This window comes from Sphingomonas oligoaromativorans (genome assembly GCF_011762195.1).
Taxonomy (GTDB): Bacteria; Pseudomonadota; Alphaproteobacteria; order Sphingomonadales; family Sphingomonadaceae; genus Solisphingomonas; species Solisphingomonas oligoaromativorans.
This window is the reverse complement of the sequence record NZ_JAASQK010000005.1, coordinates 100,096-123,651: the sequence shown is the minus strand read 5'-3', so window position 1 is coordinate 123,651 and position 23,556 is coordinate 100,096. Positions and strand designations below refer to the sequence as shown.

Sequence of the window (23,556 nt, the reverse complement as noted above, 5' to 3'; positions counted from 1 at the left end):
CACAAGCTGTCCTCGTCCAGAGCGTGCCGCGCGACGATTGTATCGCGGGCCGGTTCGCGGCATCCGTAGCGCCCGCGTCACGATTGAGGAAGCCCGGCCACCGTGTTTCGCCTGCCCCTGTTGTTCCTTGCCGGCCTTCTGGCGCTTTCGCCCGCCATGGGCCGGGCAGCGCCGCCGCGCCGGATCGTGTCGCTCAACCTTTGCGCGGACCAATATCTGCTGGCGCTGGCGGACCCGGCGCAGATCGCCGGGCTCACCGAATGGGCGCGGGATCCCGACATGTCCTATTATGCCGGGAAGGCCCGGACGCTGCCCTTCACCCACCGCACCGCCGAGGAGGTGCTGACGCTCCGCCCGGATCTCGTGATCGGCGCGCCGTTCGTCACCCGCCATGCGCTCGCGCCGCTTCAGAAGAGCGGGGTGCCGATGATCGATCTGCCCTTCGACACCGATCTGCCCTCGATCGAAGCCTCGATCCGGCGGGTCGCCGCGGCGGTGGGGCACAAGGCGCGCGGCGAGGCGATGATCGCCGCCATGCATGTGGACCTTGCGCGGATCGGCCCGCCGCCGGGGCGGGGGAGGGTGGCGGCCTATTATCAGCGGCAGGGCTATCTCACCGGCACCGGCACGCTGGTGGACGACATGATGCGGCGCGTCGGGCTCACCAACCTCGCGGCGCGGCTGGGCAAGCCGTCGCTCTCGCAACTCCCGCTGGAGACGCTGGCGATGGCCCGGCCGGACTTCCTGATCGTCGAGGCGCGCACCGATGTCGTGGCCGACAAGGGGAGCGAGATGCTCCACCATCCGCTGCTCGATCGGGTGGTGGCGCCGGGGCATCGCCTCACCCTCCCGCAGGCGATGACGGTGTGCGGCGGGCCTTTCTATCCGCAGGCGGTGGCGGCGCTCGCGGCGCAGGTCCGCGCGGCCGACCGAATGAAGCGCTAGCGGGTGAAGATCCGCTCGCCGCGGCTCTCGCGCTTCTGCCAGCCGCGCCGTTCGAGTTCCGGCGTGTCGGAGGGCTCGCTCGGATAGCCGATGCAGAGCAGCGCCACCATCGTCCAATGGGCCGGCACGTCGAGCAGGGCCGCGACCGGAGCGGGATCGAGGATCGATACCCAGCCGAGCCCGATCCCTTCCGCCCGCGCCGCGAGCCAGAGCGTGTGGATCGCCATCACCGTCGAATAACGCAATGCCTCGGGCATGGTCTGGATGCCGAGGCCATGGCCAGCGGCGGGGGCCTCGTCGCTGAACACCGCGACGATCTCCGGCGCCTCGCGCAGGCCGTGGAGCTTCAGCGCGCGATAGGCGGCGGCGCGCTCTTCGTCATAGCGCTCGGCGGCTCGGGCGCTGGCGGCGTCGACATGGGCGGCGAGCGCCTCGCGCAACCCCGGCGCGCCGATGCGGACGAAGCGCCAGGGCTGCGAATTGCCCACGGACGGAGCGAGCTGCGCCAGCGTCAGCAGCCGGTCCATGGCGCCTTCCGGCAAAGGATCGGCACGGAAATGGCGGACGTCGCGGCGCCAGATGAAGAGGGCCTCCAGCCCGGCGCGGAAACTCTCGTCGAAGATCGGGGCGTCGTTCACCCCATTCCCATAAGCGAGGGAACCCCGGCACGGGAAGGGGCCGCCCCGACGGATCGGAACGGCCCCTCGTGAAACCGGAAAGCGGGGTGGGACGTCAGGCGACCTGGGCCGCGGCCACGTCGTTGGGATCGCGCAGCACATAGCCGCGGCCCCACACCGTCTCGATGTAGTTCTCACCCTCGCAGGCGAGGCTGAGCTTCTTGCGCAGCTTGCAGATGAACACGTCGATGATCTTAAGTTCGGGCTCGTCCATCCCGCCGTAGAGATGGTTCAGGAACATCTCCTTGGTGAGCGTCGTGCCCTTGCGGAGCGACAGCAGCTCCAGCATCGCATATTCCTTGCCGGTCAGATGCACGCGGGCGCTATCGACCTCGACCGTCTTAGCGTCGAGATTGACCGAGAGCTTGCCTGTCTTGATGACCGACTGCGAATGGCCCTTGGAACGGCGCACGATCGCATGGATGCGGGCGACCAGCTCCTCGCGATGGAAGGGCTTGGTGACATAATCGTCCGCGCCGAAGCCGAGCGCGCGGACCTTGCTGTCCATCTCGGACACGCCGGAGAGGATCAGCACCGGCGTCTGCACCTTGGCGACGCGCAGGCGCTTGAGCACCTCATAACCGTGCATGTCGGGCAAGTTGAGATCGAGGCAGATGATGTCGTAATCGTACAGTTTGCCCAGATCGAGGCCTTCCTCGCCCAGGTCCGTCGTATAGACGTTGAAACCTTCGGCGCCGAGCATCAGCTCGATGGCCTTCGCCGTCGTGGGATCATCTTCGATCAGAAGAACGCGCATGGTTCGTCCCCGTTCGCCCCGTCACGCCACCCCGCGCAACCGCACTGGCATTAACCATTACAGAGATGAATTAGAAAGGTTAATGACGAGTAAAGTGGTAAATGACGGGCCGTGCGGGGAATTTGCCGTGGCGTTACCGCCATGGCACAGGGGCCGGATGCTGGCCGACCATATCCTCTTCATCGACGCCGAAGCGATCCTGCTGGACAAGCCGGCGGGCCTTCCCGTCGATGCGCCCCGCGCGGGCGGGGCGAGCGTCGAATCTGCGCTGGAATCCTTGCGTTTTGGTTTCCAGCGCGATCCGGCGGCGGTGCATCGGCTGGATCGCGATACGTCGGGCTGCCTCCTTCTTGCGCGCAATCCCAGGGCGCACAGGCGCTTCGCCGCCGCCTTCGAGGAAGGCCTCGCGGAGAAGACCTATCTCGCCGTCCTCGATGGCGTGCCGGAAAGCGAATCGGGCCGAATCAGTCTGGCGCTCGCCAAGCGGTCGACTCGGGAGGAGGGCTGGCGGATGGTGCCCGACCGGAAGGGGAAGCCCGCCTTCACCGACTGGCGCCTGCTCGGGCAGGTGGGCGGGCAGGCGCTCGTCGAGTTCCGTCCGCGCACCGGGCGGACCCACCAGCTCCGCGTCCATGCCGCCGAGGGGCTGGGGCTCCCGATCGTCGGCGATCCCGTCTACGGGCGGGGCGGGCCGTCGATGCTGCTCCACGCGCAGCGCCTGCGCCTGCCGCGCGATCCCAAGGCGGCGATCGAGGGCGAGGCGCCGCTGCCCGAACGCTTCGCGCGCTGGGCCGAACTCCTGATCCCGGAAGCCTAGTCGCGGACCTTTCCGCGCAGGCTCTTGACCGTGCCGCGCCGCCCCTTGGAATCCATCCGTCGCGCCTGGCTGGCGCGGGTCGGCTTGGTGGCCTTGCGCTTCTTGGGGATGAAGGTCGCCTCGCGGATCATCGCGAACAGCCGCTCGCGAACCTCCTCGCGATTGAGAAGTTGCGACCGGGCGCCTTCGGACCGGAGGATCAGGATGCCATCCTTGGTGATCCGGGAACCGGCCATGTCGGTCAGGCGGTGCTTCACCATGTCCGGGAGGCTGGGCGATCCCCACACGTCGAAGCGGAGCTGGACGGCCGAATCCGTCGTGTTCACATGCTGGCCGCCCGGTCCGCTCGATCGGGTGAAGGACTCCTCGATCTCGTCCGAATCGATCGAGATGGAGCGGGTGACGGGGATGGCGACCATGATGGGGAGCCTCTACGGCGCGGGGGCGGCATAGGAAAGCGTGCCGCCCCGATCGCCGTCGCTCCGGGGCGAGGCGCCTGAAAGGGAAACTTGCCGGGCGGACCGCTTTTCCAGTGACCGCAGAGTGATTATGTGCGGCGCCAACCAAGGAGCCGTCATGTTCGATTTCAAACCGCAGGCCGATGCCGACAAGGCCACCATCTGGGGTGATGTGCTGGGCGCCGCCGACGGCGTGACCAGCGGCGAGCGTGATGCCATCGCGAACATGGCCAATATCTCCGCTTTGCTGTGGGAGCTGCTGCCCGATCTCAACTGGGCGGGCTTCTACCGCATGGTCGACGGCGAGCTGGTGCTCGGGCCGTTCCAGGGCCGCGCCGCCTGCATCCGCATCGCGCTCGGCAGGGGCGTGTGCGGGACCGCCGCGGCGACCGGAGAGACGCAGGTGGTGGAGGATGTCCACGCCTTCCCCGGCCACATCGCCTGCGATGCCGCCTCGGCCTCGGAGCTGGTGGTGCCGGTCGTGGTGGACGGCCATGTGATCGGCGTGCTCGATCTCGACAGCCCCAGCGTCGGCCGGTTCGACGCCGAGGATGCGGCCGGGGCCGAGCGCCTCTGCGCGCTGCTGGCGGAGCGGCTTGCCGCCTGACCCGAAACGGGACTCGCGTGACAGGAGGCTGCTTGGGCGACGTCGGTCGCGGGTGATAGCTTCGGCTGCATAGGGGGTCCGCGTGCTCGACACGATCTTCGCGACCCGGCAGACGAGGGATGGCGAAGATGCTCAGGATCGACTTTCTCGCGGGGGCGGTGCTGCTCGGCTGCGTGCCGGCGATGGCCTCGGCGGATGTGGCGGCGACGCCTGCGCCGCCCGCCGGTGCGCCGGTCGGCCTGTCCACCGAGCAGGGCGGCTGGGGCCAGAACGGGTGGCAGACGGGGGCCGTGCCCGCGGCGAAGGTCCATTCCGGCAAGAAGGTCGGCGCGTACAAGCGGCCCGAACCCGGCGCGACGCTGCCGCAGATCTGGCTGAACCCGGACTACACGGTCAAGGACTGGCGGGGCTGGGGCCTCGCCGCGCCGGCGCAGGGCACGCGCTGGGTCCGCTATTATGACGACGCCGTGCTGATCGACGACGCCGCCAAGGTGAAGGATGTGCGTTACGCCGTCGACTGGAAGGGCGGCTATCGCACGGCCGCCTATGCCGGCTCGCCAGTGCGGAGCGCGCCGTTCGCGGTCAACGGCACGCCGCGCGTCACCACCGTTCAGAAGGATGCCGACACCGTCGTCACCACCTCGGTGGTGGAGGTCGCGCCGACCTTCTCGGCGCCGGTGGCGGGCTATGCGGCCGAAGGGGCGGGTGGCGATGCGGCTTATGCGGGGGGTGACATGCAGGTGGTCGGCTATACGCCCGGCACCATCACCACCGTCACCACGACGCACACGATTCCGGCCAAGGGACGCTAGGCCGCAAGCGCGGGCTTCAGCTCAGCCGGTCGAGCGCCTCGTCGTCCAGCGAGCCGGGGACGATCATCAGCGGACAATGGAGCTGCCCGGACTGCGGCCCTGCGAAATAGGAGACGAGCGGACCCGGCCCGCCCGATTCCTGCGCGCCGAGCACCAGCGCGGCGATTCCCGGCCGCTCCTCCAGCAGCGCGCGAACCGCTTTGACGCGCTCGCCCTGCCGCACGGTGAGGTCGGGCTTGAGGCCCAGTTCCTCGATGATCTCGCCTGCCGCCTGATGGAGCAATGCTTCGGCATGGAGGCGGGCTTCCTCCTCCAGCGCGGCCTGCACGCCGCCCCATTGCACGAACTCCGGCGGCTCGACGATCGCGAGCATTTCCACGCGTCCGCCGGTCTTGGCGGCGCGGCGCGCGGCGAAGCGGAGCGCCACCCGCGCTTCGGGGCTCCCGTCCAGCACGACGAGGTAGGTACGGGGGGTCTGGGCGTCGTCCATGGAGGGGACGGTGCGGCATTGCGCCATTTCACGCAAGCGTCAGCCTTGACCATCAGGCGTCGAGAGCCGAAATGGCACACTCGCTAGACCGACTGCCAGAGAGGCCCTCGCCGCGATGCCCATCGAACTGAAGATGCCTGCCCTGTCCCCGACGATGGAGGAGGGCACCCTTGCCAAATGGTTGGTGAAGGAGGGCGACGAGGTGAAGTCCGGCGATATCCTCGCCGAGATCGAAACCGACAAGGCCACCATGGAATTTGAAGCCGTCGACGAGGGCACGATCGCCAAGATCCTCGTGCCCGAAGGGTCGGACGGCGTGAAGGTGGGCGTCGCCATCGCGATTCTCGCGGGCGAGGGCGAAGACGCCTCCGCCGTGACGAGCGCGCCGGCCGCGGCGCCCGCCGCCAAGGCGGAAGCGCCCGCGCCGAAGCAGGAGGAGGCCCCCAAGGCCGCCGCGCCGGCTCCGGCCGCTGCCGCCGCCCCGGCGGCCGCCGCCTCGGGTGATCGCGTGAAGGCGAGCCCGCTCGCCCGCCGTCTCGCCGGGCAGCAGGGCATCGACCTTGCCGCCGTCGCGGGCTCCGGCCCGAACGGCCGCATCGTCAAGGCCGACCTCGCCGGCGCCAGGCCCGGTGCCGCCGCGCCGGCCGCTGCCTCTGCCCCGACGGCCGCCGCTGCTCCGGCTGCGATCGCCGCTCCGGCGCCCGCGCAGATCCCCGACATCCCGCATGAGAGCGCCAAGCTCTCCAACATGCGCAAGACGATCGCCCGCCGCCTCACCGAATCGAAGCAGCAGGTGCCGCATATCTACCTCACGGTGGACATCCAGCTCGACGCGCTGCTCAAGCTGCGTGGCGAGCTGAACAAGGGGCTGGAGAGCCGCGGCGTGAAGCTGTCGGTGAACGACATGCTGGTGAAGGCGCTGGCCGGCGCGCTCATGGAGGTGCCGAGCTGCAACGTGATGCTTGCCGGCGACCAGCTCGTCACCTTCCAGCGCGCGGACATCTCGGTCGCGGTGTCGATCCCCAACGGCCTCATCACCCCGGTGGTGACGTCCGCCGACACCAAGAGCCTCTCGGCGATCGCCGCCGAGATCAAGGATCTCGCCGCCCGCGCCAAGGACGGCAAGCTCCAGCCGCATGAATATGCCGGCGGCACCGCCAGCATCTCGAACATGGGCATGTACGGCATCAAGCAGTTCGAGGCGGTCATCAACCCGCCGCAGGGCATGATTATGGCGATCGGCGCGGGCGAGAAGCGCCCCTATGTCGTCAATGACGAGCTGGCCGTCGCCACCGTCATGTCGGCGACCGGCAGCTTCGACCATCGCGCCATCGACGGCGCGGACGGCGCCAAGCTGATGCAGGCGTTCAAGCGCCTCGTCGAGAACCCGCTGGGTATGCTCGCGTGAAGAAGCCGCTCGACGACCAGCCGCCTGTCGAGGCGCCGGCGGTCCGCGTGGTCGCCATGCCGGCCGACACCAATCCCTACGGGGATATCTTCGGCGGCTGGCTGATGAGCATGATGGACTCGGCCGCCGGCTCGGTGGCCTCGCGCCACAGCCACGGCCGGGCGGTCACCATCGCGATGGAGGGCATGACCTTCCATCGCCCGGTGTTCGTCGGCGACGAAGTCTCCGTCTACGCCACGCTCCTCTCCACGGGACGGACCTCGATGAAGATCGCGGTCGAGGCCTGGCGTCGGGCGCGGCATGACGAGAGCAGCTACAAGGTGACGGAGGCGACGTTCATCTTCGTCGCGGTGGGCGAGGATCGCCAGCCGCGGCGGGTGCCGCCGATGCCCGTCGACGGCGAAGTGGCGGCCTGATCCATGGCCGGCCTCGCCCCCGCTGCCTTCATAGGAGCGGTGGCGGGGGTGGCCGTCCCTTGGATCGCGGAGCGCAACGAGGCGACGCTGGATGGCCTTCTGGCGGGCCGGCTCGTCCATCTCCCGATCGGCGGCGGCATCGCGTTGCCCTGGTCCTGGCTGGTGTTCGCTGGCGTGACGTTGATCGCATGGGCCGCCATCGCGGTGGCCCGACTCGAATAGAAGATTGATCCCACCCTTCGGGGGCGGGTGCCTGAGGAAGGACAAGCATGGCTGACACCTACGATCTTATCGTGCTGGGCTCGGGGCCGGGCGGCTATGTCGCGGCGATCCGCGCGGCGCAGCTCGGCCTCAAGGTCGCGATCGTGGAGCGCGAGTTGCTGGGCGGTATCTGCCTCAACTGGGGCTGCATTCCCACCAAGGCGCTGCTCCGCACGTCGGAAATCTACCATTACATGACCCACGCCGAGGCCTATGGCCTCTCGAACGAGAAGCCGGGCTTCGACCTCGCCAAGGTCGTGAAGCGCTCGCGCGGCGTCGCGGGCCAGCTCAATGCCGGCGTCAAGGGCCTGATGAAGAAGAACAAGATCACCGTGGTCGAAGGCCTCGGCACGATCGCCGCCAAGGGCAAGCTCATCGTCGACAAGGACGGCAAGAAGACCGAATTGGCCGCCAAGGACATCATCATCGCGACCGGCGCCCGCGCCCGCGACCTGCCCTTCGCCAAGGCGGACGGCGAGCGCATCTGGACCTATCGCCATGCCATGACGCCCAAGGAGATGCCGACCAAGCTGCTCGTCATCGGCTCGGGCGCGATCGGCGTCGAGTTTGCGAGCTTCTATTCGGACATGGGCGCCGAGGTGACGATCGTCGAGATGCTCGATCGGATCGTGCCGGTGGAGGACCATGAGGTCTCCGAATTCCTGACCAAGCAGCTCACCAAGCAGGGCATGAAGGTCATCACCAAGGCCGGCGTCCAGAGCCTCGTCAACACGGGCAAGGGCGTGAAGGCCGAGATCAAGCTCGCCGACGGCAAGATCGAGACGAACGAGTACAGCCACGCGATCGTCGCGGTCGGCATCGTGCCGAACACCGAGAATATCGGCCTCGAAGCGCTCGGCGTGAAGACGACCAAGGGGCATATCGACACCGACGGCCAGTGCCGCACCAGCGTGCCGGGGCTGTGGGCGATCGGCGACGTCACCGCGCCGCCGTGGCTGGCCCACAAGGCGAGCCATGAGGGCATCATCGCCGCCGAGGCGATCGCCGGCAAGCATCCGCACGCGATGGACGTCCGCAACATTCCGGGCTGCACCTATTCGCGTCCGCAGATCGCCTCGGTCGGCCTCACCGAGGCGAAGGCCAAGGAAGCGGGCTACGAGGTGAAGGTCGGCAAGTTCCCCTTCATCGGCAACGGCAAGGCGATCGCGCTGGGCGAGGCGGAAGGCTTCGTGAAGACGGTGTTCGACGCCAAGACCGGCGAACTGCTCGGCGCCCACATGATTGGCGCCGAGGTCACCGAGCTGATCGAGGGCTACACGGTCGCCAAGCAGCTCGAAACCACCGAGGCGGAGCTGATCGAGACGGTGTTCCCCCACCCGACGCTCAGCGAGATGATGCACGAGAGCGTGCTCTCCGCCTATGGGCGCGCGCTGCATTTCTAGGGATTCGGCGCCCGGAGTCAGGAGCCGTTCACGCGGGCCTTGAAAAGGGGGACTGCCTGAAGCGGTCCCGGTTCCGGGGCCGGTCATGGAAGCGACCGGGGAGCGAAACGAAGCCGGATTTCAACCGGGTTCGGCAACTCCCCGCTTGACGACGACCGCATTTATCGCGTTTTTCGGAACGGCTGCGGACGTGCTGCGTTGCCGAAGTCCGCTGGTGACGGAATAGGAGATAGTTAATGAAGAAGGCTTTCACGATCGCCGCGGTTGCGGCCCTCGCGCTTGGCGCCGCCGCTTGCCACAACAAGTCGGCTGAGCCGACCACCAACGTTTCGGCCGAGGACAACATGCTCGTCCCCGCCGACGAGAACGCCATGGGCGACATGAACGCTTCGATGAGCGCGACCGACAACATGGCGATGGACAACGGCGCGATGGCCGACACCAACGCCGCTGCGACCACCAACGCGCAGTAATTTCGCGATGCGGCCGGCGGCGCCGACAGGCTGCCGCCGGCCGCACGCAATCCCGGCCTCGCCCGCGATGCGGACGGACCGGAGGGCGGGCTTCGCGGCCTGACATATCGGCGGCCCGAGCCGCCCGGCCCGGCGACGGCACCGGCCCCACAAAACTGTCTCATTTGGCGACGAGTCGTTCTCCCGGCGGGGCTGGGCGAGGCCTGCATTGCCGTCTAACGAATGCGATCTATGGTTAACGCCGCCCGGCGGCACCGGAGATTGCCCTTGCGACGCGCCCTGCTTTCCGTGTTCCTCGCACCGCTCCTGCTCTCCTCGCCGACCGCCGCGGCGCCGGCTCCGAAGTCCACCGCCGGCGCATCCTATGGCGCCCGGCTGGAGGGCTTCGACTATCCGTTCCCGGTCCATATGTTCCGCACGACGGCACAGGGGCAGGCGGTCGAGATGGCCTATATGGAGCTGGCCCCGGCCAAGCCGAACGGGCGCACCATCGTGCTCCTCCACGGCAAGAATTTCTGCGGCGCGACCTGGGGCGACACGGCGCGCGTGCTGGCGGCGGCGGGCTATCGGGTGATCGTCCCGGATCAGGTCGGCTTCTGCAAATCCTCCAAGCCGAAGGGCTTCCAGTATAGCGTTCAGGGGCTGGCGACGCTCACCGAGGCGATGCTGCGCTCACGCGGGGCGGGGAAGGTGACGCTGGTCGGCCACTCGATGGGCGGGCTGATCGCGATGCGGATGGCGATCGCCATGCCGCAGCTCGTCGACCAGATGGTGCTGGTCGATCCGCTCGGCCTCGCCGACGGTCTGGCGCAGCGCGTGCCCTATATCGGCGTGGACCATGTCGCCGCGCTGGAGCGCGGCAAGACCGCCGCGACGATCAGGGCCGCCCAGCGGGCGTCCTATTATCACGGCACCTGGCGGCATGATTATGATCGCTGGGTGGACATGCTGGCCGGCCTGTATGCGGGGCCGGGCCGCGAGGCGGTGATCGACGCGCAGGCGCGCACCACCGAGATGATCGAGACCCAGCCCGTCGCCCATGATCTCGCGCGCATCGCCGCGCCGACGGTGCTGATGGTCGGCACGCAGGATCGCAATCTGTTCGGGCGCGCCTGGGCGCCGGCCGAGGTGGCCAACCAGATTCCCGACAATGCGACTCTGGGCGAGCGGGCGGTGGCGAAGATGCGCCATGGCCGCTTCGTGCCGCTGCCGGGGCTCGGCCATGTGCCGCAGGTGGAAGACCCGGCGCGCTTTCAGGTGGCGCTGATTCAGGCGCTGAGCGGCGAGTTCGATTGACGTTTCGCCGGGCCGGGGAGGGCGGTCCGGGAGTCCGGTTGACCCCGTAAGACTCCCCCGCTATAGGCGCCGCTCGCTCCGGGCCGATGGTCACGGCCATGACTCGTGGGCGAACGCTTGAACATTGCCGATGCGTGGACGGGCTCGGGCGGGTCTCATGGCCCCCGGAGCCTTCGTGCATTCCAGCACGATATCCGCGTGTGCAGTCCGGGCACTCGGTAAAGTAACCATTTGGAAGGTGAAGGGCTTCATGCCGACGATCAACCAGTTGGTCCGTAAGGGCCGCGAGCCGCAGAAGGCCAAGTCCAAGGTTCCTGCGATGGAGCAGAACCCGCAGAAGCGCGGCGTCTGCACCCGTGTCTACACCACGACCCCGAAGAAGCCGAACTCGGCTCTGCGCAAGGTGGCCAAGGTTCGCCTGACCAACCAGCGCGAAGTCATCAGCTACATTCCGGGCGAAGGCCACAACCTCCAGGAGCACTCGGTTGTGCTGATCCGTGGCGGCCGTGTGCGCGATCTTCCCGGCGTTCGTTACCACGTCCTGCGCGGCGTGCTCGATACGCAGGGTGTCAAGGACCGCAAGCAGTCGCGCTCCAAGTATGGTGCGAAGCGCCCGAAGTAATTCGGCGACGCTCCCCCTTACGCTCAGATCAGAAGGTAGACACAAATGTCCCGTCGTCGTCGCCCCGAGAAGCGCGAGATCCTGCCGGACCCGAAGTTCGGTGATATCGTCCTCTCCAAGTTCATGAATTCGGTCATGCTGGACGGCAAGAAGGCCGTCGCCGAAGGCATCCTCTATTCCGCTCTCGACACCATCGAGGCGCGCGCCAAGCGTGACCCGCTCCAGGTGTTCCACGACGCACTGGCCAATGTGAAGCCGGGCATCGAGGTCCGCAGCCGCCGCGTCGGCGGCGCGACCTACCAGGTTCCGGTCGAAGTTCGCCCGGAGCGTGCGCAGGCGCTCGCGATTCGCTGGCTCATCTCGGCGGCGCGTGCCCGCTCGGAGCACACCATGGATGCCCGCCTGTCGGCCGAGCTGATGGACGCTGCCAACAACCGCGGCAACGCCGTGAAGAAGCGCGAAGACACGCACCGCATGGCGGAAGCGAACCGCGCCTTCTCGCACTACCGTTGGTAACAACGGTATTTATCGGCTTCCGCTGGTAATCGCGAAGAGACTCGAAAGAGTCACACTTCGTTCCCATATCGTCGGGGCAAGGCCGCAAGCCTTCCCCGACATCGGAGTTTAAGACCATGGCCCGCAGCCATCCGCTCGAGAAATACCGTAACATCGGCATCATGGCCCACATCGATGCCGGTAAGACGACGACGACCGAGCGCATCCTCTATTACACCGGCAAGTCCTACAAGATCGGCGAAGTGCATGAAGGCACCGCGACGATGGACTGGATGGAGCAGGAGCAGGAGCGCGGCATCACGATCACGTCGGCCGCGACGACCTGCTTCTGGAACGATCACCGCATCAACATCATCGACACCCCCGGCCACGTCGACTTCACCATCGAAGTCGAGCGTTCGCTGCGCGTGCTCGACGGCGCGGTTGCGTGCTTCGACGGCGTTGCCGGCGTGGAGCCGCAGTCCGAGACGGTGTGGCGTCAGGCTGAGAAGTACCGCGTTCCGCGCATGTGCTTCGTCAACAAGCTCGACCGCACCGGCGCGAACTTCGAGATGTGCGTCGGCATGATTAAGGATCGCCTGGGCGCCCGCCCGGCCGTCCTCTATTTCCCGATCGGCATCGAGGGTGGCTTCAAGGGCCTCGTCGACCTGGTCGAGAACCGCGCGATCATCTGGCTCGAGGAGTCGCTGGGCGCCAAGTTCGAATATCAGGCGATCCCGGAAGAGCTGGCCGACAAGGCCGCCACGATGCGCGCCGAGCTCATCGAAATGGCCGTCGAGCAGGACGATGCTCTGATGGAAGCCTATCTCGAGGGCACCGAGCCGACCACCGAGCAGCTCAAGGCGCTGATCCGCAAGGGCACGCTGAACTTCGCGTTCGTGCCGGTTCTCTGCGGCTCGGCGTTCAAGAACAAGGGCGTGCAGCCGCTCCTCGACGCCGTCGTGGACTATCTGCCGTCCCCGCTCGACATTCCGCCGGTGCAGGGCGTCAAGCTCGACGGCGAGACCCCGGACGAGCGTCCGGCCGACGACTCGGCTCCGATGTCCGCTCTCGCGTTCAAGATCATGAACGATCCGTTCGTCGGCTCGCTCACCTTCGCGCGCATCTACTCGGGCAAGCTCGAGAAGGGCTCGTACCTGAACTCGGTGAAGGACAAGAAGGAAAAGATCGGCCGTATGCTCCTCATGCACGCGAACTCGCGTGAGGACATCGATGAGGCCTTCGCGGGCGACATCGTGGCGATCGCGGGCCTCAAGGAGACGACGACCGGCGACACGCTGTGCGACGCCGCCAAGCCGATCATCCTGGAGCGCATGGAGTTCCCCGAGCCCGTCATCGAGCTTTCGGTGGAGCCGAAGACCAAGGCCGACCAGGAGAAGATGGGCCTCGCGCTCAATCGTCTCGCGGCGGAGGATCCCTCGTTCCGCGTGTCGACCGATCACGAATCGGGCCAGACGATCATCAAGGGCATGGGCGAGCTTCACCTCGAGATCCTCGTCGATCGCATGAAGCGCGAGTTCAAGGTGGAAGCGAACGTCGGCGCGCCGCAGGTGGCGTACCGCGAGTCGCTCGCCAAGAAGGTCGATGTCGACTACACCCACAAAAAGCAGTCGGGCGGCTCCGGTCAGTTCGGCCGCATCAAGTTCACGGTGGAGCCGGGCGAGCGTGGCCAGGGCGTCATCTTCAAGGACGAAGTGAAGGGCGGCAACATCCCGAAGGAATATATTCCTTCCGTGGAGAAGGGTATCCGCGAGATCGCGGCGACCGGCTCGCTGATCGGCTTCCCGCTGATCGACTTCACCGCGACCCTGTACGACGGCGCGTATCACGACGTCGACTCATCGGCGCTGGCGTTCGAGATCACCGGCCGCGCCGGTATGCGTGAAGCCGCCCAGAAGGCCGGCATCAAGCTGCTCGAACCGATCATGAAGGTCGAGGTCGTCACCCCCGAGGATTATCTCGGCGACGTCATCGGCGACATGAACAGCCGTCGTGGCCAGATTCAGGGCACCGACACCCGCGGCAACGCGCAGGTCGTCGAGGCCATGGTGCCGCTGGCGAACATGTTCGGCTATGTGAACCAGCTCCGCTCGTTCACCCAGGGCCGGGCGCAGTACTCGATGCAGTTCTCGCATTATGACGAAGTCCCGACCAACGTCGCGGACGAAATCAAGGCGAAGCTGGCGTAACGCCGAAACATTGGTTATGGGGCTCGCCGCTTGTAGGCGGCGAGTCCGCTGAGAGATTCGAAAGAAGGTAGGACAAAATGGCGAAAGCGAAGTTCGAGCGGACCAAGCCGCACTGCAACATCGGCACCATCGGCCACGTCGACCATGGCAAGACGTCGCTGACGGCCGCCATCACCAAGGTGCTGGCCGAGACCGGCGGCGCGACGTTCGTCGACTACGCCAACATCGACAAGGCGCCGGAAGAGCGTGAGCGCGGCATCACCATCTCGACCGCGCACGTCGAGTATGAGACCAACGACCGCCACTATGCGCACGTCGACTGCCCGGGCCACGCCGATTATGTGAAGAACATGATTACGGGCGCCGCGCAGATGGACGGCGCGATCCTCGTCGTGTCGGCGACCGACGGCCCGATGCCGCAGACCCGTGAGCACATCCTGCTCGCCCGTCAGGTCGGCGTGCCGCAGCTCGTCGTGTTCATGAACAAGGTCGATCTGGTCGACGATCCCGAGATCCTGGAGCTCGTCGAGCTCGAGATCCGCGAGCTGCTCTCGAAGTATGACTTCGACGGCGACAACATCCCGGTCGTCAAGGGTTCGGCCGTGAAGGCGCTCGACGGTTCGGACGACGTGATCGGCCGCCAGGCCGTTCTCGAGCTGATGACCGCCGTGGACACCTGGATCCCGCAGCCGGAGCGTCCGCTCGACAAGACCTTCCTGATGCCGATCGAAGACGTGTTCTCGATCTCGGGCCGCGGCACCGTGGTGACCGGCCGCGTCGAGACCGGCATCGTCAAGGTGGGCGAGGAAGTCGAGATCGTCGGCATCAACGACACCCGCAAGACCGTCGTGACCGGCGTCGAAATGTTCCGCAAGCTGCTCGACCAGGGGCAGGCCGGCGACAACATCGGCGCGCTGCTCCGTGGCGTCGGCCGTGAGGACGTCGAGCGTGGCCAGGTTCTGGCCAAGCCGGGTTCGATCACGCCGCACACCGAGTTCAAGGCCGAAGTGTACGTGCTGTCGAAGGACGAGGGTGGCCGTCACACGCCGTTCTTCGCCAACTATCGTCCGCAGTTCTACTTCCGCACGACCGACGTGACCGGCACCGTCGAGCTGCCCGAGGGCACCGAGATGGTCATGCCGGGCGACAACGTCTCGATCGGCGTGAAGCTGATCGCGCCGATCGCGATGGACCAGGGCCTCCGTTTCGCTATCCGTGAGGGTGGCCGTACGGTCGGCGCCGGCGTCGTCGGTCAGATCTCGAAGTAATGACCTGCCGGCCGCCCGGCCCCTTTCGAGGGGCCGGGCGGCCACTTTTGTTTGCCCCGTGTAGCGCCCGAACGGGCAGGGGCATGGCTCTTTCGCATCGGTGATGGACATGGACACGCAGAACATTCGTATTCGTCTGAAGGGCTTCGATCATCGAGTGCTCGATCAGGCGACCGGCGAGATCGCCGACACCGCCCGCCGCACGGGCGCCCTCATCCGCGGTCCGATTCCGCTGCCGACGCACGTCGACAAGTTCACGGTCAACCGTGGCCCGCATATCGACAAGAAGTCGCGCGAGCAGTTCGAGGTCCGCACCTACAAGCGCCTCCTGGACATCGTGCAGCCCACCCCGCAGACCGTCGACGCGCTGATGAAGCTCGACCTCGCGGCCGGTGTTGCAGTCGAGATCAAACTGGCCTAAAGGGCCTGCACCGCGCGGGACGAATCGTCCTGCGCGGATTCGTTTCCTGCCCTTTGGATTGTTCCAAAGGGTGGTCGAGACGGACGAAAAGCTAAGGGATACCGAACGGCGTATCTCCCCGGTTCCGCCGGGATGCCGTTGTCCTGGTCCCCGCCTTTCATGGACCGTTGCCCCGGCAGCGTAAGTGGAGACCAAGCCCAGGGCGGGGGTATAGCTTTCACGGGCTGGAGGTCTGCGGCGACGCAGGCCTTTTTCGTTGGCACGCTTGCCGGAGCGATCAGGCAAGCCTCTGTTTGAGGAGTTGGTCATGCGTACTGGCGTGATCGCAAAGAAGATGGGCATGACCCGGCTGTTTCAGGAGGATGGGCGCCATGTGCCCGTCACCGTGCTTCAGCTTGAGAATGTTCAGGTAGTTGCCCGTCGCGAGACGGATCGTGACGGCTATACGGCCGTCCAGCTTGGCGCGGGCAGCGCCAAGGCCAAGAATCTCAGCAAGCCCGAGCGCGGCCACTTCGGCAAGGCCGAGGTTGAGCCCAAGGCGGTCGTCGCCGAATTCCGCGTGACCGAGGACAATCTCCTCGACGTCGGCGTGGAAATCTCGGCCGATCACTATGTCGCCGGGCAGCTCGTCGATATCCAGGGTCGCACCCAGGGCAAGGGCTTCGCGGGCGCCATGAAGCGCTGGAACTTCGGTGGTCTGCGCGCCACGCACGGCGTGTCCGTGTCGCACCGTTCGCACGGTTCGACGGGTAACCGTCAGGATCCGGGCCGCGTCTTCAAGAACAAGAAGATGGCCGGCCACATGGGCGACCGCAACCGCACCCAGCAGAACCTCGAGATCGTGCGCACCGACGCCGAGCGCGGCCTGCTCTTCGTCAAGGGCTCGGTGCCCGGCTCGAAGGGTGGCTGGCTGTTCGTGAAGGACGCCGTCAAGGTGAAGCTCCCTGAGGGTGTTCCGTTCCCGGCCGCGATCCGCGACCGCAACGCGATCAACGCCGAAGCGCAGGTGACGGAAGTCCCGGCGGCCGGCGAGAGCCAGGAGGGCTGAGCGCCATGAAGATCAAGGTTCTCAAGCTCGACGCCAGCTCCGCCGGCGACATCGAGCTCAACGATGCGGTGTTCGGCCTCGAGCCGCGCGCCGACATCCTCCACCGGGTCGTGACCTGGCAGCTCGAGAAGCGTCGCGGCACCGCCCGCGCCACGCGCGAGCGTGCTGACGTTGCGCGTTCGGGCAAGAAGCTGGGCAACCAGAAGGGCGGCGGTGCCGCTCGTCACGGTGATCGCCGCGCTCCCGTCTTCATCGGCGGTGGTAAGGCTCATGGTGCCCGCCTGCGTGACTTCAACCCGTCGCTGAACAAGAAGGTTCGCGCGATGGGCCTGAAGATGGCGCTCTCGGCCAAGGCCAAGGACGGCTCGCTGATCGTCGTCGACGCGCTCGACGTGGCGGACGGCAAGACCAAGGTGCTCGCGGGTCAGCTCGCGGCGCTCGGCTTCGGCAAGAAGGCGCTGGTCATCGACGGCGAGGCGCTGAACATCTCGTTCGCGCACGCTTCGTCGAACATCCCGGGTGTCAACCTGCTGCCGGCGATCGGTGCCAATGTGTACGACATCCTGAACCATGACACGCTCGTGCTGACGCGCGCCGCTGTCGAGAAGCTGGAGGCGCGCTTCCATGGCTAAGAAGCAGGAGCAGGGCGCGATCGACATCCGTCATTATGACGTGATCGTCGGCCCGCACATCACCGAGAAGTCGACCCTCGTGTCCGAGCACAACGCCGTTGTGTTCAAGGTCGCGGGCGATGCCACGAAGCCGGCCATCAAGGCCGCCGTCGAGGCGCTGTTCGGTGTCACCGTGAAGGCCGTCAACACGATGGTCGTCAAGGGCAAGACCAAGCGCTGGAAGGGTGCTCCCTACAAGCGTTCGGACGTGAAGAAGGCGGTTGTGACGCTGGCCGAGGGCCAGTCGATCGACGTCACGACGGGGATCTGAGACGATGGCGCTCAAGCATTATAACCCCACCTCGCCGGCGCGCCGCGGCCTCATCCTGGTCGACCGTTCGTCGCTGTGGAAGGGCAAGCCGGTCAAGGCTCTGGTCGAAGGTCTCCGCAAGTCGGGCGGCCGCAACAACCAGGGTCATGCCACGGCGCGCGGTATCGCGGGTGGTCACAAGCAGAAGTATCGCTTCGTCGACTTCAAGCGTCGCAAGTTCGATCAGACGGCGACCGTCGAGCGTCTCGAGTACGATCCCAACCGTTCGGCCTTCATCGCCCTGGTGAAGTATGAGGACGGCGAGCTGTCGTACATCCTGGCGCCGCAGCGTCTCGCTCCGGGCGACGTCGTCGTCTCGGGCAAGAAGACCGACGTGAAGCCGGGCAACGCGATGGAAATCGGCCAGACCCCGGTCGGCACGATCGTCCACAACGTCGAGCTGAAGCCCGGCAAGGGTGGCCAGATCGCCCGCGCCGCCGGCACCTATGTGCAGGTGGTGGGTCGCGATCGCGGCATGGTGATCGTTCGCCTGAACTCGGGCGAGCAGCGCTTCATCCGCTCGGATTGCATGTGCACGGTGGGCGCGGTGTCGAACCCCGACAACGCCAACACCAACCTCGCGAAGGCGGGTCGCAACCGTTGGCTCGGCTATCGTCCGCTTACCCGCGGCGTTGCCAAGAACCCGGTCGACCACCCGCACGGCGGTGGTGAAGGCCGCACCTCGGGCGGCCGTCATCCGGTCACCCCGTGGGGCAAGCCGACGAAGGGCGCCAAGACGCGTCACAACAAGGCGACGGACAAGATGATTATCCGTAGCCGTCACGCGAAGAAGAAGAGGTAAGCGAGATGGCTCGTTCCGTCTGGAAAGGTCCGTTCGTCGACCTGCACCTTCTGAAGAAGGCGCAGACCGCGCATGAGACCGGCGCCCGCGCTCCGATCAAGACCTGGTCGCGTCGTTCGACGATCCTCCCGGATTTCGTCGGCCTGACCTTCAACCTGTACAACGGCCGCAAGTTCGTGCCGATCACTGTCAATGAAGACATGGTCGGCCACAAGCTGGGTGAATTCGCGCCGACGCGCTACTTCCCCGGCCACGCCGCCGACAAGAAGGGCAAGCGCTGATGTCCAAGCCCGCATCCCCCCGCAAGGTCGGTGAGAAGGAGGCCCTTGCGGTCGCCACCTCCGTCCGTGGCAGCCCGCAGAAGCTCAACCTTGTTGCGGGCCTGATCCGCAACAAGAAGGCCGGCGACGCGCTCAACATCCTCGCCTTCTCGACGAAGGCGATGGCGGTTGACGTCCGCAAGTGCCTCGCGTCCGCGATCGCCAACGCCGAGAACAACCACAATCTCGACGTGGACTCGCTGGTCGTGAAGGAAGCTTCGGTCGGCAAGGGCCTCGTGATGAAGCGCTTCGCCACCCGCGCCCGTGGTCGTTCGGCCCGGATCATCAAGCCGTTCTCGCGGCTGCGCATCGTCGTGCGTGAGCAGGAGGCCGAATAATGGGTCACAAGTCCAATCCGATCGGCATGCGCCTGCAGATCAACCGTACCTGGGACAGCCGCTGGTACGCTGATGGCGAGGAATATGGCCGGATGCTGCTGGAGGATCTCCGCATCCGCCAGCACATCTTCAAGTCGCTGCCGCAGGCCGCGATCTCGAAGGTCGTGATCGAGCGCCCGGCGAAGCTGGCCCGCATTTCGATCTACGCTGCTCGTCCCGGTGTCATCATCGGCAAGAAGGGCGCGGACATCGAGAAGCTGCGCAAGGCTCTCGGCAAGATGACCAGCGCCGACGTGTCGCTGAACATCGTCGAGATCCGCAAGCCGGAGATCGACTCGAAGCTCGTGGCGCAGTCGGTTGCCGACCAGCTCGAGCGCCGCGTTGCGTTCCGTCGCGCGATGAAGCGCGCGGTGCAGTCGGCTCTCCGCCTCGGCGCCGAGGGCATCCGCATCACCTGCGCCGGCCGTCTGGGCGGCGCGGAGATCGCGCGCACCGAGTGGTATCGTGAGGGCCGCGTGCCGCTCCATACGCTCCGCGCCAATATCGACTATGCCGAGGCCGAGGCGCACACCGCCTATGGCGTCTGCGGGATCAAGGTCTGGATCTTCAAGGGTGAGATCCTGGGTCATGATCCGCTCGCGCAGGATCGGCTGATGATGGAAGCTCAGACGTCCGGAGTTCGTCCGGCGCGCTGATAGGGGCTTCCCCTACAGCTAGCCTGATCGACCGTCGTCACGGTGTCAGAAGGTTAGAGAACAATGCTGCAACCGAAGCGCACCAAGTTCCGCAAGGCGTTCAAGGGCCGTATCCACGGCGACGCCAAGAGCGGAACTACGCTGAACCAGGGCGCCTATGGCCTCAAGGCCATGGAGCCCGAGCGGATCACCGCTCGCCAGATCGAAGCGGCTCGCCGCGCGATCACGCGCCACATCAAGCGCCAGGGCCGCCTGCACATCCGTATTTTCCCGGACGTGCCGGTGTCGTCCAAGCCCGCCGAAGTCCGCATGGGCTCGGGTAAGGGTGCCCCGGAATACTGGGTCGCCCGCGTCAAGCCGGGCCGTATCCTGTTCGAGCTGGAAGGCGTTGCCGGCCCGCTCGCGGCGGAGGCGTTCAGCCGTGCGGCTGAGAAGCTGCCGATCAAAGTGAAGGTCGTCGCCCGCCTCGGCGACACCAGCCACCTTGGTGGCGAGGAGGCATAAGCCATGGCGAAGAACGACGACATCAAGGTGGCGACTGACGATCAGCTCGCCACCCAGCTTTCCGAGCTGAAGCGCGAGCAGTTCAACCTGCGCTTCCAGGCCGCGACCGGCCAGCTCGAGAAGCCGAGCCGCGTGGGTGAGGTCCGCAAGACCATCGCCCGCATCAAGACCGCCCAGACGCAGCGTGCCGCTGCGGCCAAGGCCTGAAGGAGCAACCAGCCATGCCGAAGCGCGTGCTGACCGGAACGGTGGTCTCCGACAAGACCGACAAGACCGTGGTGGTTTCCGTGGAGCGTCGTGTGAAGCACGAACTCTACGGGAAGATCATCAAGCGTTCGAAGAAGTATCACGCCCACGACGAGGCGAACGAGTATCACACCGGTGAGACCGTTCGCATCGAGGAGTGTGCGCCGATCTCGAAGCTCAAGACCTGGAAGGCGATTGGCCGCGTTGGCGCGGCGATCACCTCTCCGATCCCCACTGACAACGCGTAAAGGAAGGGCTGACACATGATCCAGATGCAGTCCAACCTGGACGTCGCCGACAACTCGGGCGCCAAGCGCGTCCAGTGCATCAAGGTGCTCGGCGGCTCCAAGCGTCGTTTCGCGACCGTGGGCGACATCATCGTCGTCTCGATCAAGGAAGCGGCGCCGCGCGGCAAGGTCAAGAAGGGTGACGTTCACCGTGCGGTGATCGTGCGTACCGCGAAGGACATCCATCGCGCCGACGGCTCGACCATCCGCTTCGACGGCAATGCCGCCGTCCTCGTCAACAAGAACGAGGAGCCGATCGGCACCCGTATCTTCGGCCCGGTCGTGCGCGAGCTCCGTGCCCGGAACCACATGAAGATCATCTCGCTCGCGCCTGAGGTGCTGTAATGAGCGCGTTGAAGATCAAGAAGGGCGACAAGGTCGTCGTCCTGTCCGGCAAGGACAAGGGCAAGACCGGTGAGGTCACCAAGGCTCTCCCGCAGGAGGGCAAGGTGATCGTCGCCGGCGTGAACGTGGCGACCCGCCATCGCAAGCCGACCCAGGCGAACCCGCAGGGTGGCCTGGAGCGCATCGAAGCGCCGCTGCATGTCTCGAAGGTCGCGATCGCGACCGCCGACGGCAAGCCGACCCGCGTGCGTTTCGAGACGCAGGACGGCAAGAAGGTCCGCGTGGCCGTCAAGACCGGGGAGAAGATCGATGGCTGATGCCTACAAGGCCCGGCTTCAGAAGCTCTACGAGGACAAGATCGTCAAGGCGATGACCGAGAAGTTCGGTTACGCCAACCCGATGATGGTCCCGAAGATCGAGAAGATCGTCATCAACATGGGTGTCGGCGACGCCACCCAGGACAAGAAGCGTGTCGACCAGGCCGCTGCCGAGATGGAACTCATCGCGGGCCAGAAGCCGGTCATCACCAAGGCGAAGAAGTCGATCGCGCAGTTCAAGCTGCGCGAGGGTATGCCGATCGGTTGCAAGGTCACCCTGCGCCGTGAGCGTATGTACGAGTTCCTCGACCGCTTCGTGACCGTGGCTCTGCCGCGCGTCCGCGACTTCCGGGGCCTGAACCCGAAGTCGTTCGACGGCCGTGGCAATTATGCGACCGGCCTCAAGGAGCAGTTGATTTTCCCGGAAATCAGCTACGACAAGGTCGACCGTATCCGTGGCATGGACGTGATCGTCACGACCACCGCCAACACCGACGACGAGGCTCGCGAGCTTCTGCGCCTGTTCGGTTTCCCCTTCGTGGGCGACGCCGAGCAGAAGCAGGCCGCGTAAGCTAGAAAGAGAACTTAAGTCATGGCGAAACTGAGTTCGATCCTGAAGAACGAGCGTCGCAAGAAGCTCGTTCAGAAGACGGCACCGAAGTACGCGAAGCTGAAGGCCATTGCGGCCGACAAGAGCCTGGACGAAGGCGAGCGCCTGATCGCGCGCCTCCGCATGGCCGAGCTTCCCCGCAACGGCAACCCGACCCGCATCCGCAATCGTTGCGAGCTGACGGGGCGTCCGCGCGGTTATTACCGCAAGTTCAAGCTCGCGCGCGTCATGCTGCGCGATCTCGCCAACAAGGGGATGATCCCCGGCGTGACCAAGTCGAGCTGGTAAGGGCAGACAGATGGCGATCAACGATCCCGTGGGCGATCTGCTCACCCGCATCCGCAACGGCCAGCGCGCGCGCAAGGACTCGGTCCTTTCGCCCGCCTCGCGCCTGCGCACCCGCGTTCTCGACGTGCTCCAGCGCGAGGGTTACATCCGCGGCTATTCCGACGAGAAGCTGGGCGAACACCCCGGCATCCGCATCGAGCTGAAATATTTCGAGGGCCAGCCCGCGATCCAGCACGTTGCGCGCGTCTCGAAGCCGGGCCGCCGCGTTTACAGCGGCTCCAAGGAGCTGCCGGTGATCCGCAACGGTCTCGGCATCACCATCGTCTCGACGCCGAAGGGCGTTCTCTCGGACGCGGAAGCGCGCGAGCAGAATGTCGGCGGCGAAGTGCTGGCGGAGGTGTTCTGATGAGCCGCATCGGTAAGAAGGCCGTCGTCGTGCCTGCTGGCGTCACCGCCAGCATCGCCGACGGCAAGCTGTCGATGAAGGGGCCGAAGGGCACCCTCTCGATCGATCTCGCCAACGAGGTGACCTATGCCGTCGAGGACGGTTCGGTCTCCGTGCAGCCGGCCAACCAGGGCAAGCGCGCTCGCTCGTTCTGGGGTATGCAGCGCACGCTCGTGCAGAACCTCGTCACTGGCGTGACCGAGGGCTTCTCGAAGACGCTCCAGATCACCGGCGTTGGCTACCGCGCGGCGGTTCAGGGCAAGAACCTGAAGCTCCAGCTCGGCTACAGCCACGATGTCGATTTCGCGATCCCGGAAGGCATCACCATCGTGACGCCCGATCCCGTGACCGTGAACATCTCGGGCATCGACAAGCAGCAGGTCGGCCAGGTTGCCGCCGAGATCCGTCGCTGGCGCAAGCCCGAGCCGTATAAGGGCAAGGGCATCAAGTACGCGGGCGAGTATATCTTCCGCAAGGAAGGGAAGAAGAAGTAA

The 23,556-nt window shown here is 66.2% G+C and carries 35 protein-coding genes; 31 read left to right on the top strand and 4 right to left on the bottom strand.

What is annotated here, in order from left to right; genetic code table 11:
- The first annotated feature begins 102 nt into the window (after positions 1-102).
- The gene (locus FHS98_RS11405; RefSeq protein WP_341786054.1) at positions 103-945 is read left to right on the top strand and encodes an ABC transporter substrate-binding protein; all 843 of its coding nucleotides are present in this window, start codon (positions 103-105) and stop codon (positions 943-945) included.
- On the opposite strand, the gene bluB is transcribed toward FHS98_RS11405, so the two are convergent.
- Positions 942-1,583, bottom strand: coding sequence for a 5,6-dimethylbenzimidazole synthase (gene bluB / locus FHS98_RS11400; RefSeq protein WP_167104657.1), 642 nt, complete (start codon positions 1,581-1,583; stop codon positions 942-944). The two genes, FHS98_RS11405 and bluB, sit on opposite strands and share 4 nt — an antisense overlap.
- A gap of 94 nt (positions 1,584-1,677) precedes the next feature.
- Entirely contained in the window at positions 1,678-2,379 is a 702-nt protein-coding gene (gene ctrA / locus FHS98_RS11395) for a response regulator transcription factor CtrA (RefSeq protein WP_167104653.1), read from the bottom strand.
- 157 nt (positions 2,380-2,536) lie between these two features.
- On the opposite strand from ctrA, the gene FHS98_RS11390 reads away from it, so the two are divergent.
- A complete protein-coding gene (locus FHS98_RS11390; protein ID WP_167104650.1) occupies positions 2,537-3,196 on the top strand; it encodes an RluA family pseudouridine synthase in 660 nt (219 codons plus the stop codon).
- Here the strand turns inward: FHS98_RS11390 and arfB are convergent.
- Positions 3,193-3,615, bottom strand: coding sequence for an alternative ribosome rescue aminoacyl-tRNA hydrolase ArfB (gene arfB, locus FHS98_RS11385; RefSeq protein WP_167104647.1), 423 nt, complete (start codon positions 3,613-3,615; stop codon positions 3,193-3,195). The two genes, FHS98_RS11390 and arfB, sit on opposite strands and share 4 nt — an antisense overlap.
- 157 nt (positions 3,616-3,772) lie before the next feature.
- Here arfB and FHS98_RS11380 point away from each other — a divergent pair, with 157 nt between their 5' ends.
- Together FHS98_RS11380 and FHS98_RS11375 are read left to right on the top strand one after the other, a co-directional pair.
- Complete coding sequence (locus FHS98_RS11380) at positions 3,773-4,261, top strand: GAF domain-containing protein (RefSeq protein WP_167104643.1); 489 nt, start codon at positions 3,773-3,775, stop codon at positions 4,259-4,261.
- 128 nt (positions 4,262-4,389) lie between these two features.
- Entirely contained in the window at positions 4,390-5,073 is a 684-nt protein-coding gene (locus FHS98_RS11375) for an RcnB family protein (protein WP_167104640.1), read from the top strand.
- A gap of 16 nt (positions 5,074-5,089) precedes the next feature.
- On the opposite strand, the gene FHS98_RS11370 is transcribed toward FHS98_RS11375, so the two are convergent.
- Positions 5,090-5,563, bottom strand: a complete 474-nt coding sequence (locus FHS98_RS11370) for a universal stress protein (RefSeq protein WP_167104637.1) — start codon at positions 5,561-5,563, stop codon at positions 5,090-5,092.
- A 115-nt stretch (positions 5,564-5,678) separates the two neighbouring features.
- On the opposite strand from FHS98_RS11370, the gene FHS98_RS11365 reads away from it, so the two are divergent.
- The 27 genes from FHS98_RS11365 to rplF all read left to right on the top strand — a co-directional run bounded on the left by FHS98_RS11365 (position 5,679) and on the right by rplF (position 23,556).
- A complete protein-coding gene (locus tag FHS98_RS11365; RefSeq protein ID WP_167104634.1) occupies positions 5,679-6,971 on the top strand; it encodes a pyruvate dehydrogenase complex dihydrolipoamide acetyltransferase in 1,293 nt (430 codons plus the stop codon).
- 56 nt (positions 6,972-7,027) lie between these two features.
- Positions 7,028-7,387, top strand: a complete 360-nt coding sequence (locus FHS98_RS11360; RefSeq protein WP_051103394.1) for an acyl-CoA thioesterase — start codon at positions 7,028-7,030, stop codon at positions 7,385-7,387.
- 48 nt (positions 7,388-7,435) lie between these two features.
- A complete protein-coding gene (locus tag FHS98_RS11355) occupies positions 7,436-7,609 on the top strand; it encodes a hypothetical protein (RefSeq protein WP_167104631.1) in 174 nt (57 codons plus the stop codon).
- Positions 7,610-7,656: 47 nt separating this feature from the next.
- The gene (lpdA, locus tag FHS98_RS11350) at positions 7,657-9,051 is read left to right on the top strand and encodes a dihydrolipoyl dehydrogenase (protein WP_167104628.1); all 1,395 of its coding nucleotides are present in this window, start codon (positions 7,657-7,659) and stop codon (positions 9,049-9,051) included.
- Positions 9,052-9,287: 236 nt separating this feature from the next.
- Positions 9,288-9,524, top strand: coding sequence for a hypothetical protein (locus FHS98_RS11345; protein WP_167104625.1), 237 nt, complete (start codon positions 9,288-9,290; stop codon positions 9,522-9,524).
- 288 nt (positions 9,525-9,812) lie between these two features.
- Entirely contained in the window at positions 9,813-10,820 is a 1,008-nt protein-coding gene (locus FHS98_RS11340) for an alpha/beta fold hydrolase (RefSeq protein WP_208402215.1), read from the top strand.
- 250 nt (positions 10,821-11,070) lie between these two features.
- On the top strand, positions 11,071-11,442 hold the full coding sequence (gene rpsL, locus FHS98_RS11335; protein WP_019831557.1) for a 30S ribosomal protein S12: 372 nt from the start codon (positions 11,071-11,073) through the stop codon (positions 11,440-11,442).
- A gap of 45 nt (positions 11,443-11,487) precedes the next feature.
- Entirely contained in the window at positions 11,488-11,958 is a 471-nt protein-coding gene (gene rpsG, locus FHS98_RS11330) for a 30S ribosomal protein S7 (protein WP_167104619.1), read from the top strand.
- 116 nt (positions 11,959-12,074) lie between these two features.
- Positions 12,075-14,147 carry an elongation factor G gene (gene fusA, locus FHS98_RS11325; protein WP_167104616.1) on the top strand — a complete coding sequence of 691 codons (2,073 nt, stop codon included), beginning with the start codon at positions 12,075-12,077 and terminating at the stop codon, positions 14,145-14,147.
- Positions 14,148-14,224: 77 nt separating this feature from the next.
- Positions 14,225-15,415, top strand: a complete 1,191-nt coding sequence (gene tuf / locus FHS98_RS11320; RefSeq protein ID WP_167104613.1) for an elongation factor Tu — start codon at positions 14,225-14,227, stop codon at positions 15,413-15,415.
- Between the two features lie 109 nt (positions 15,416-15,524).
- Positions 15,525-15,836, top strand: a complete 312-nt coding sequence (rpsJ, locus tag FHS98_RS11315; protein WP_022691831.1) for a 30S ribosomal protein S10 — start codon at positions 15,525-15,527, stop codon at positions 15,834-15,836.
- 307 nt (positions 15,837-16,143) lie between these two features.
- Complete coding sequence (gene rplC, locus FHS98_RS11310; protein WP_167104607.1) at positions 16,144-16,884, top strand: 50S ribosomal protein L3; 741 nt, start codon at positions 16,144-16,146, stop codon at positions 16,882-16,884.
- A 5-nt stretch (positions 16,885-16,889) separates the two neighbouring features.
- On the top strand, positions 16,890-17,516 hold the full coding sequence (gene rplD / locus FHS98_RS11305) for a 50S ribosomal protein L4 (protein ID WP_167104603.1): 627 nt from the start codon (positions 16,890-16,892) through the stop codon (positions 17,514-17,516).
- A complete protein-coding gene (locus tag FHS98_RS11300; protein WP_167104598.1) occupies positions 17,509-17,826 on the top strand; it encodes a 50S ribosomal protein L23 in 318 nt (105 codons plus the stop codon). The genes rplD and FHS98_RS11300 overlap by 8 nt, the downstream gene beginning before the upstream one ends.
- 4 nt (positions 17,827-17,830) lie before the next feature.
- Entirely contained in the window at positions 17,831-18,667 is an 837-nt protein-coding gene (rplB, locus tag FHS98_RS11295; protein WP_167104593.1) for a 50S ribosomal protein L2, read from the top strand.
- A gap of 5 nt (positions 18,668-18,672) precedes the next feature.
- Positions 18,673-18,948 carry a 30S ribosomal protein S19 gene (rpsS, locus tag FHS98_RS11290; protein ID WP_019831566.1) on the top strand — a complete coding sequence of 92 codons (276 nt, stop codon included), beginning with the start codon at positions 18,673-18,675 and terminating at the stop codon, positions 18,946-18,948.
- Entirely contained in the window at positions 18,948-19,325 is a 378-nt protein-coding gene (rplV, locus tag FHS98_RS11285) for a 50S ribosomal protein L22 (RefSeq protein WP_167104575.1), read from the top strand. Before rpsS ends, rplV begins: the two co-directional genes overlap by 1 nt.
- On the top strand, positions 19,325-20,020 hold the full coding sequence (gene rpsC, locus FHS98_RS11280; protein WP_167104557.1) for a 30S ribosomal protein S3: 696 nt from the start codon (positions 19,325-19,327) through the stop codon (positions 20,018-20,020). The genes rplV and rpsC overlap by 1 nt, the downstream gene beginning before the upstream one ends.
- Positions 20,021-20,083: 63 nt before the next feature.
- Positions 20,084-20,524 (top strand): 50S ribosomal protein L16, encoded by a 441-nt coding sequence (gene rplP / locus FHS98_RS11275; protein WP_167104554.1) that lies wholly within the window; start codon positions 20,084-20,086, stop codon positions 20,522-20,524.
- A gap of 3 nt (positions 20,525-20,527) precedes the next feature.
- Positions 20,528-20,731 carry a 50S ribosomal protein L29 gene (gene rpmC / locus FHS98_RS11270; RefSeq protein WP_167104551.1) on the top strand — a complete coding sequence of 68 codons (204 nt, stop codon included), beginning with the start codon at positions 20,528-20,530 and terminating at the stop codon, positions 20,729-20,731.
- A gap of 14 nt (positions 20,732-20,745) precedes the next feature.
- Positions 20,746-21,018 carry a 30S ribosomal protein S17 gene (gene rpsQ / locus FHS98_RS11265; protein WP_167104548.1) on the top strand — a complete coding sequence of 91 codons (273 nt, stop codon included), beginning with the start codon at positions 20,746-20,748 and terminating at the stop codon, positions 21,016-21,018.
- A 15-nt stretch (positions 21,019-21,033) separates the two neighbouring features.
- The gene (gene rplN / locus FHS98_RS11260) at positions 21,034-21,402 is read left to right on the top strand and encodes a 50S ribosomal protein L14 (protein ID WP_019831572.1); all 369 of its coding nucleotides are present in this window, start codon (positions 21,034-21,036) and stop codon (positions 21,400-21,402) included.
- Entirely contained in the window at positions 21,402-21,719 is a 318-nt protein-coding gene (rplX, locus tag FHS98_RS11255) for a 50S ribosomal protein L24 (protein ID WP_167104544.1), read from the top strand. The genes rplN and rplX overlap by 1 nt, the downstream gene beginning before the upstream one ends.
- Complete coding sequence (gene rplE, locus FHS98_RS11250; RefSeq protein WP_167104541.1) at positions 21,712-22,290, top strand: 50S ribosomal protein L5; 579 nt, start codon at positions 21,712-21,714, stop codon at positions 22,288-22,290. The genes rplX and rplE overlap by 8 nt, the downstream gene beginning before the upstream one ends.
- Before the next feature lie 21 nt (positions 22,291-22,311).
- Positions 22,312-22,617 (top strand): 30S ribosomal protein S14, encoded by a 306-nt coding sequence (gene rpsN, locus FHS98_RS11245; RefSeq protein ID WP_019831575.1) that lies wholly within the window; start codon positions 22,312-22,314, stop codon positions 22,615-22,617.
- A 10-nt stretch (positions 22,618-22,627) separates the two neighbouring features.
- Positions 22,628-23,023 (top strand): 30S ribosomal protein S8, encoded by a 396-nt coding sequence (gene rpsH / locus FHS98_RS11240; RefSeq protein WP_167104538.1) that lies wholly within the window; start codon positions 22,628-22,630, stop codon positions 23,021-23,023.
- Entirely contained in the window at positions 23,023-23,556 is a 534-nt protein-coding gene (gene rplF / locus FHS98_RS11235) for a 50S ribosomal protein L6 (protein ID WP_167104535.1), read from the top strand. The genes rpsH and rplF overlap by 1 nt, the downstream gene beginning before the upstream one ends.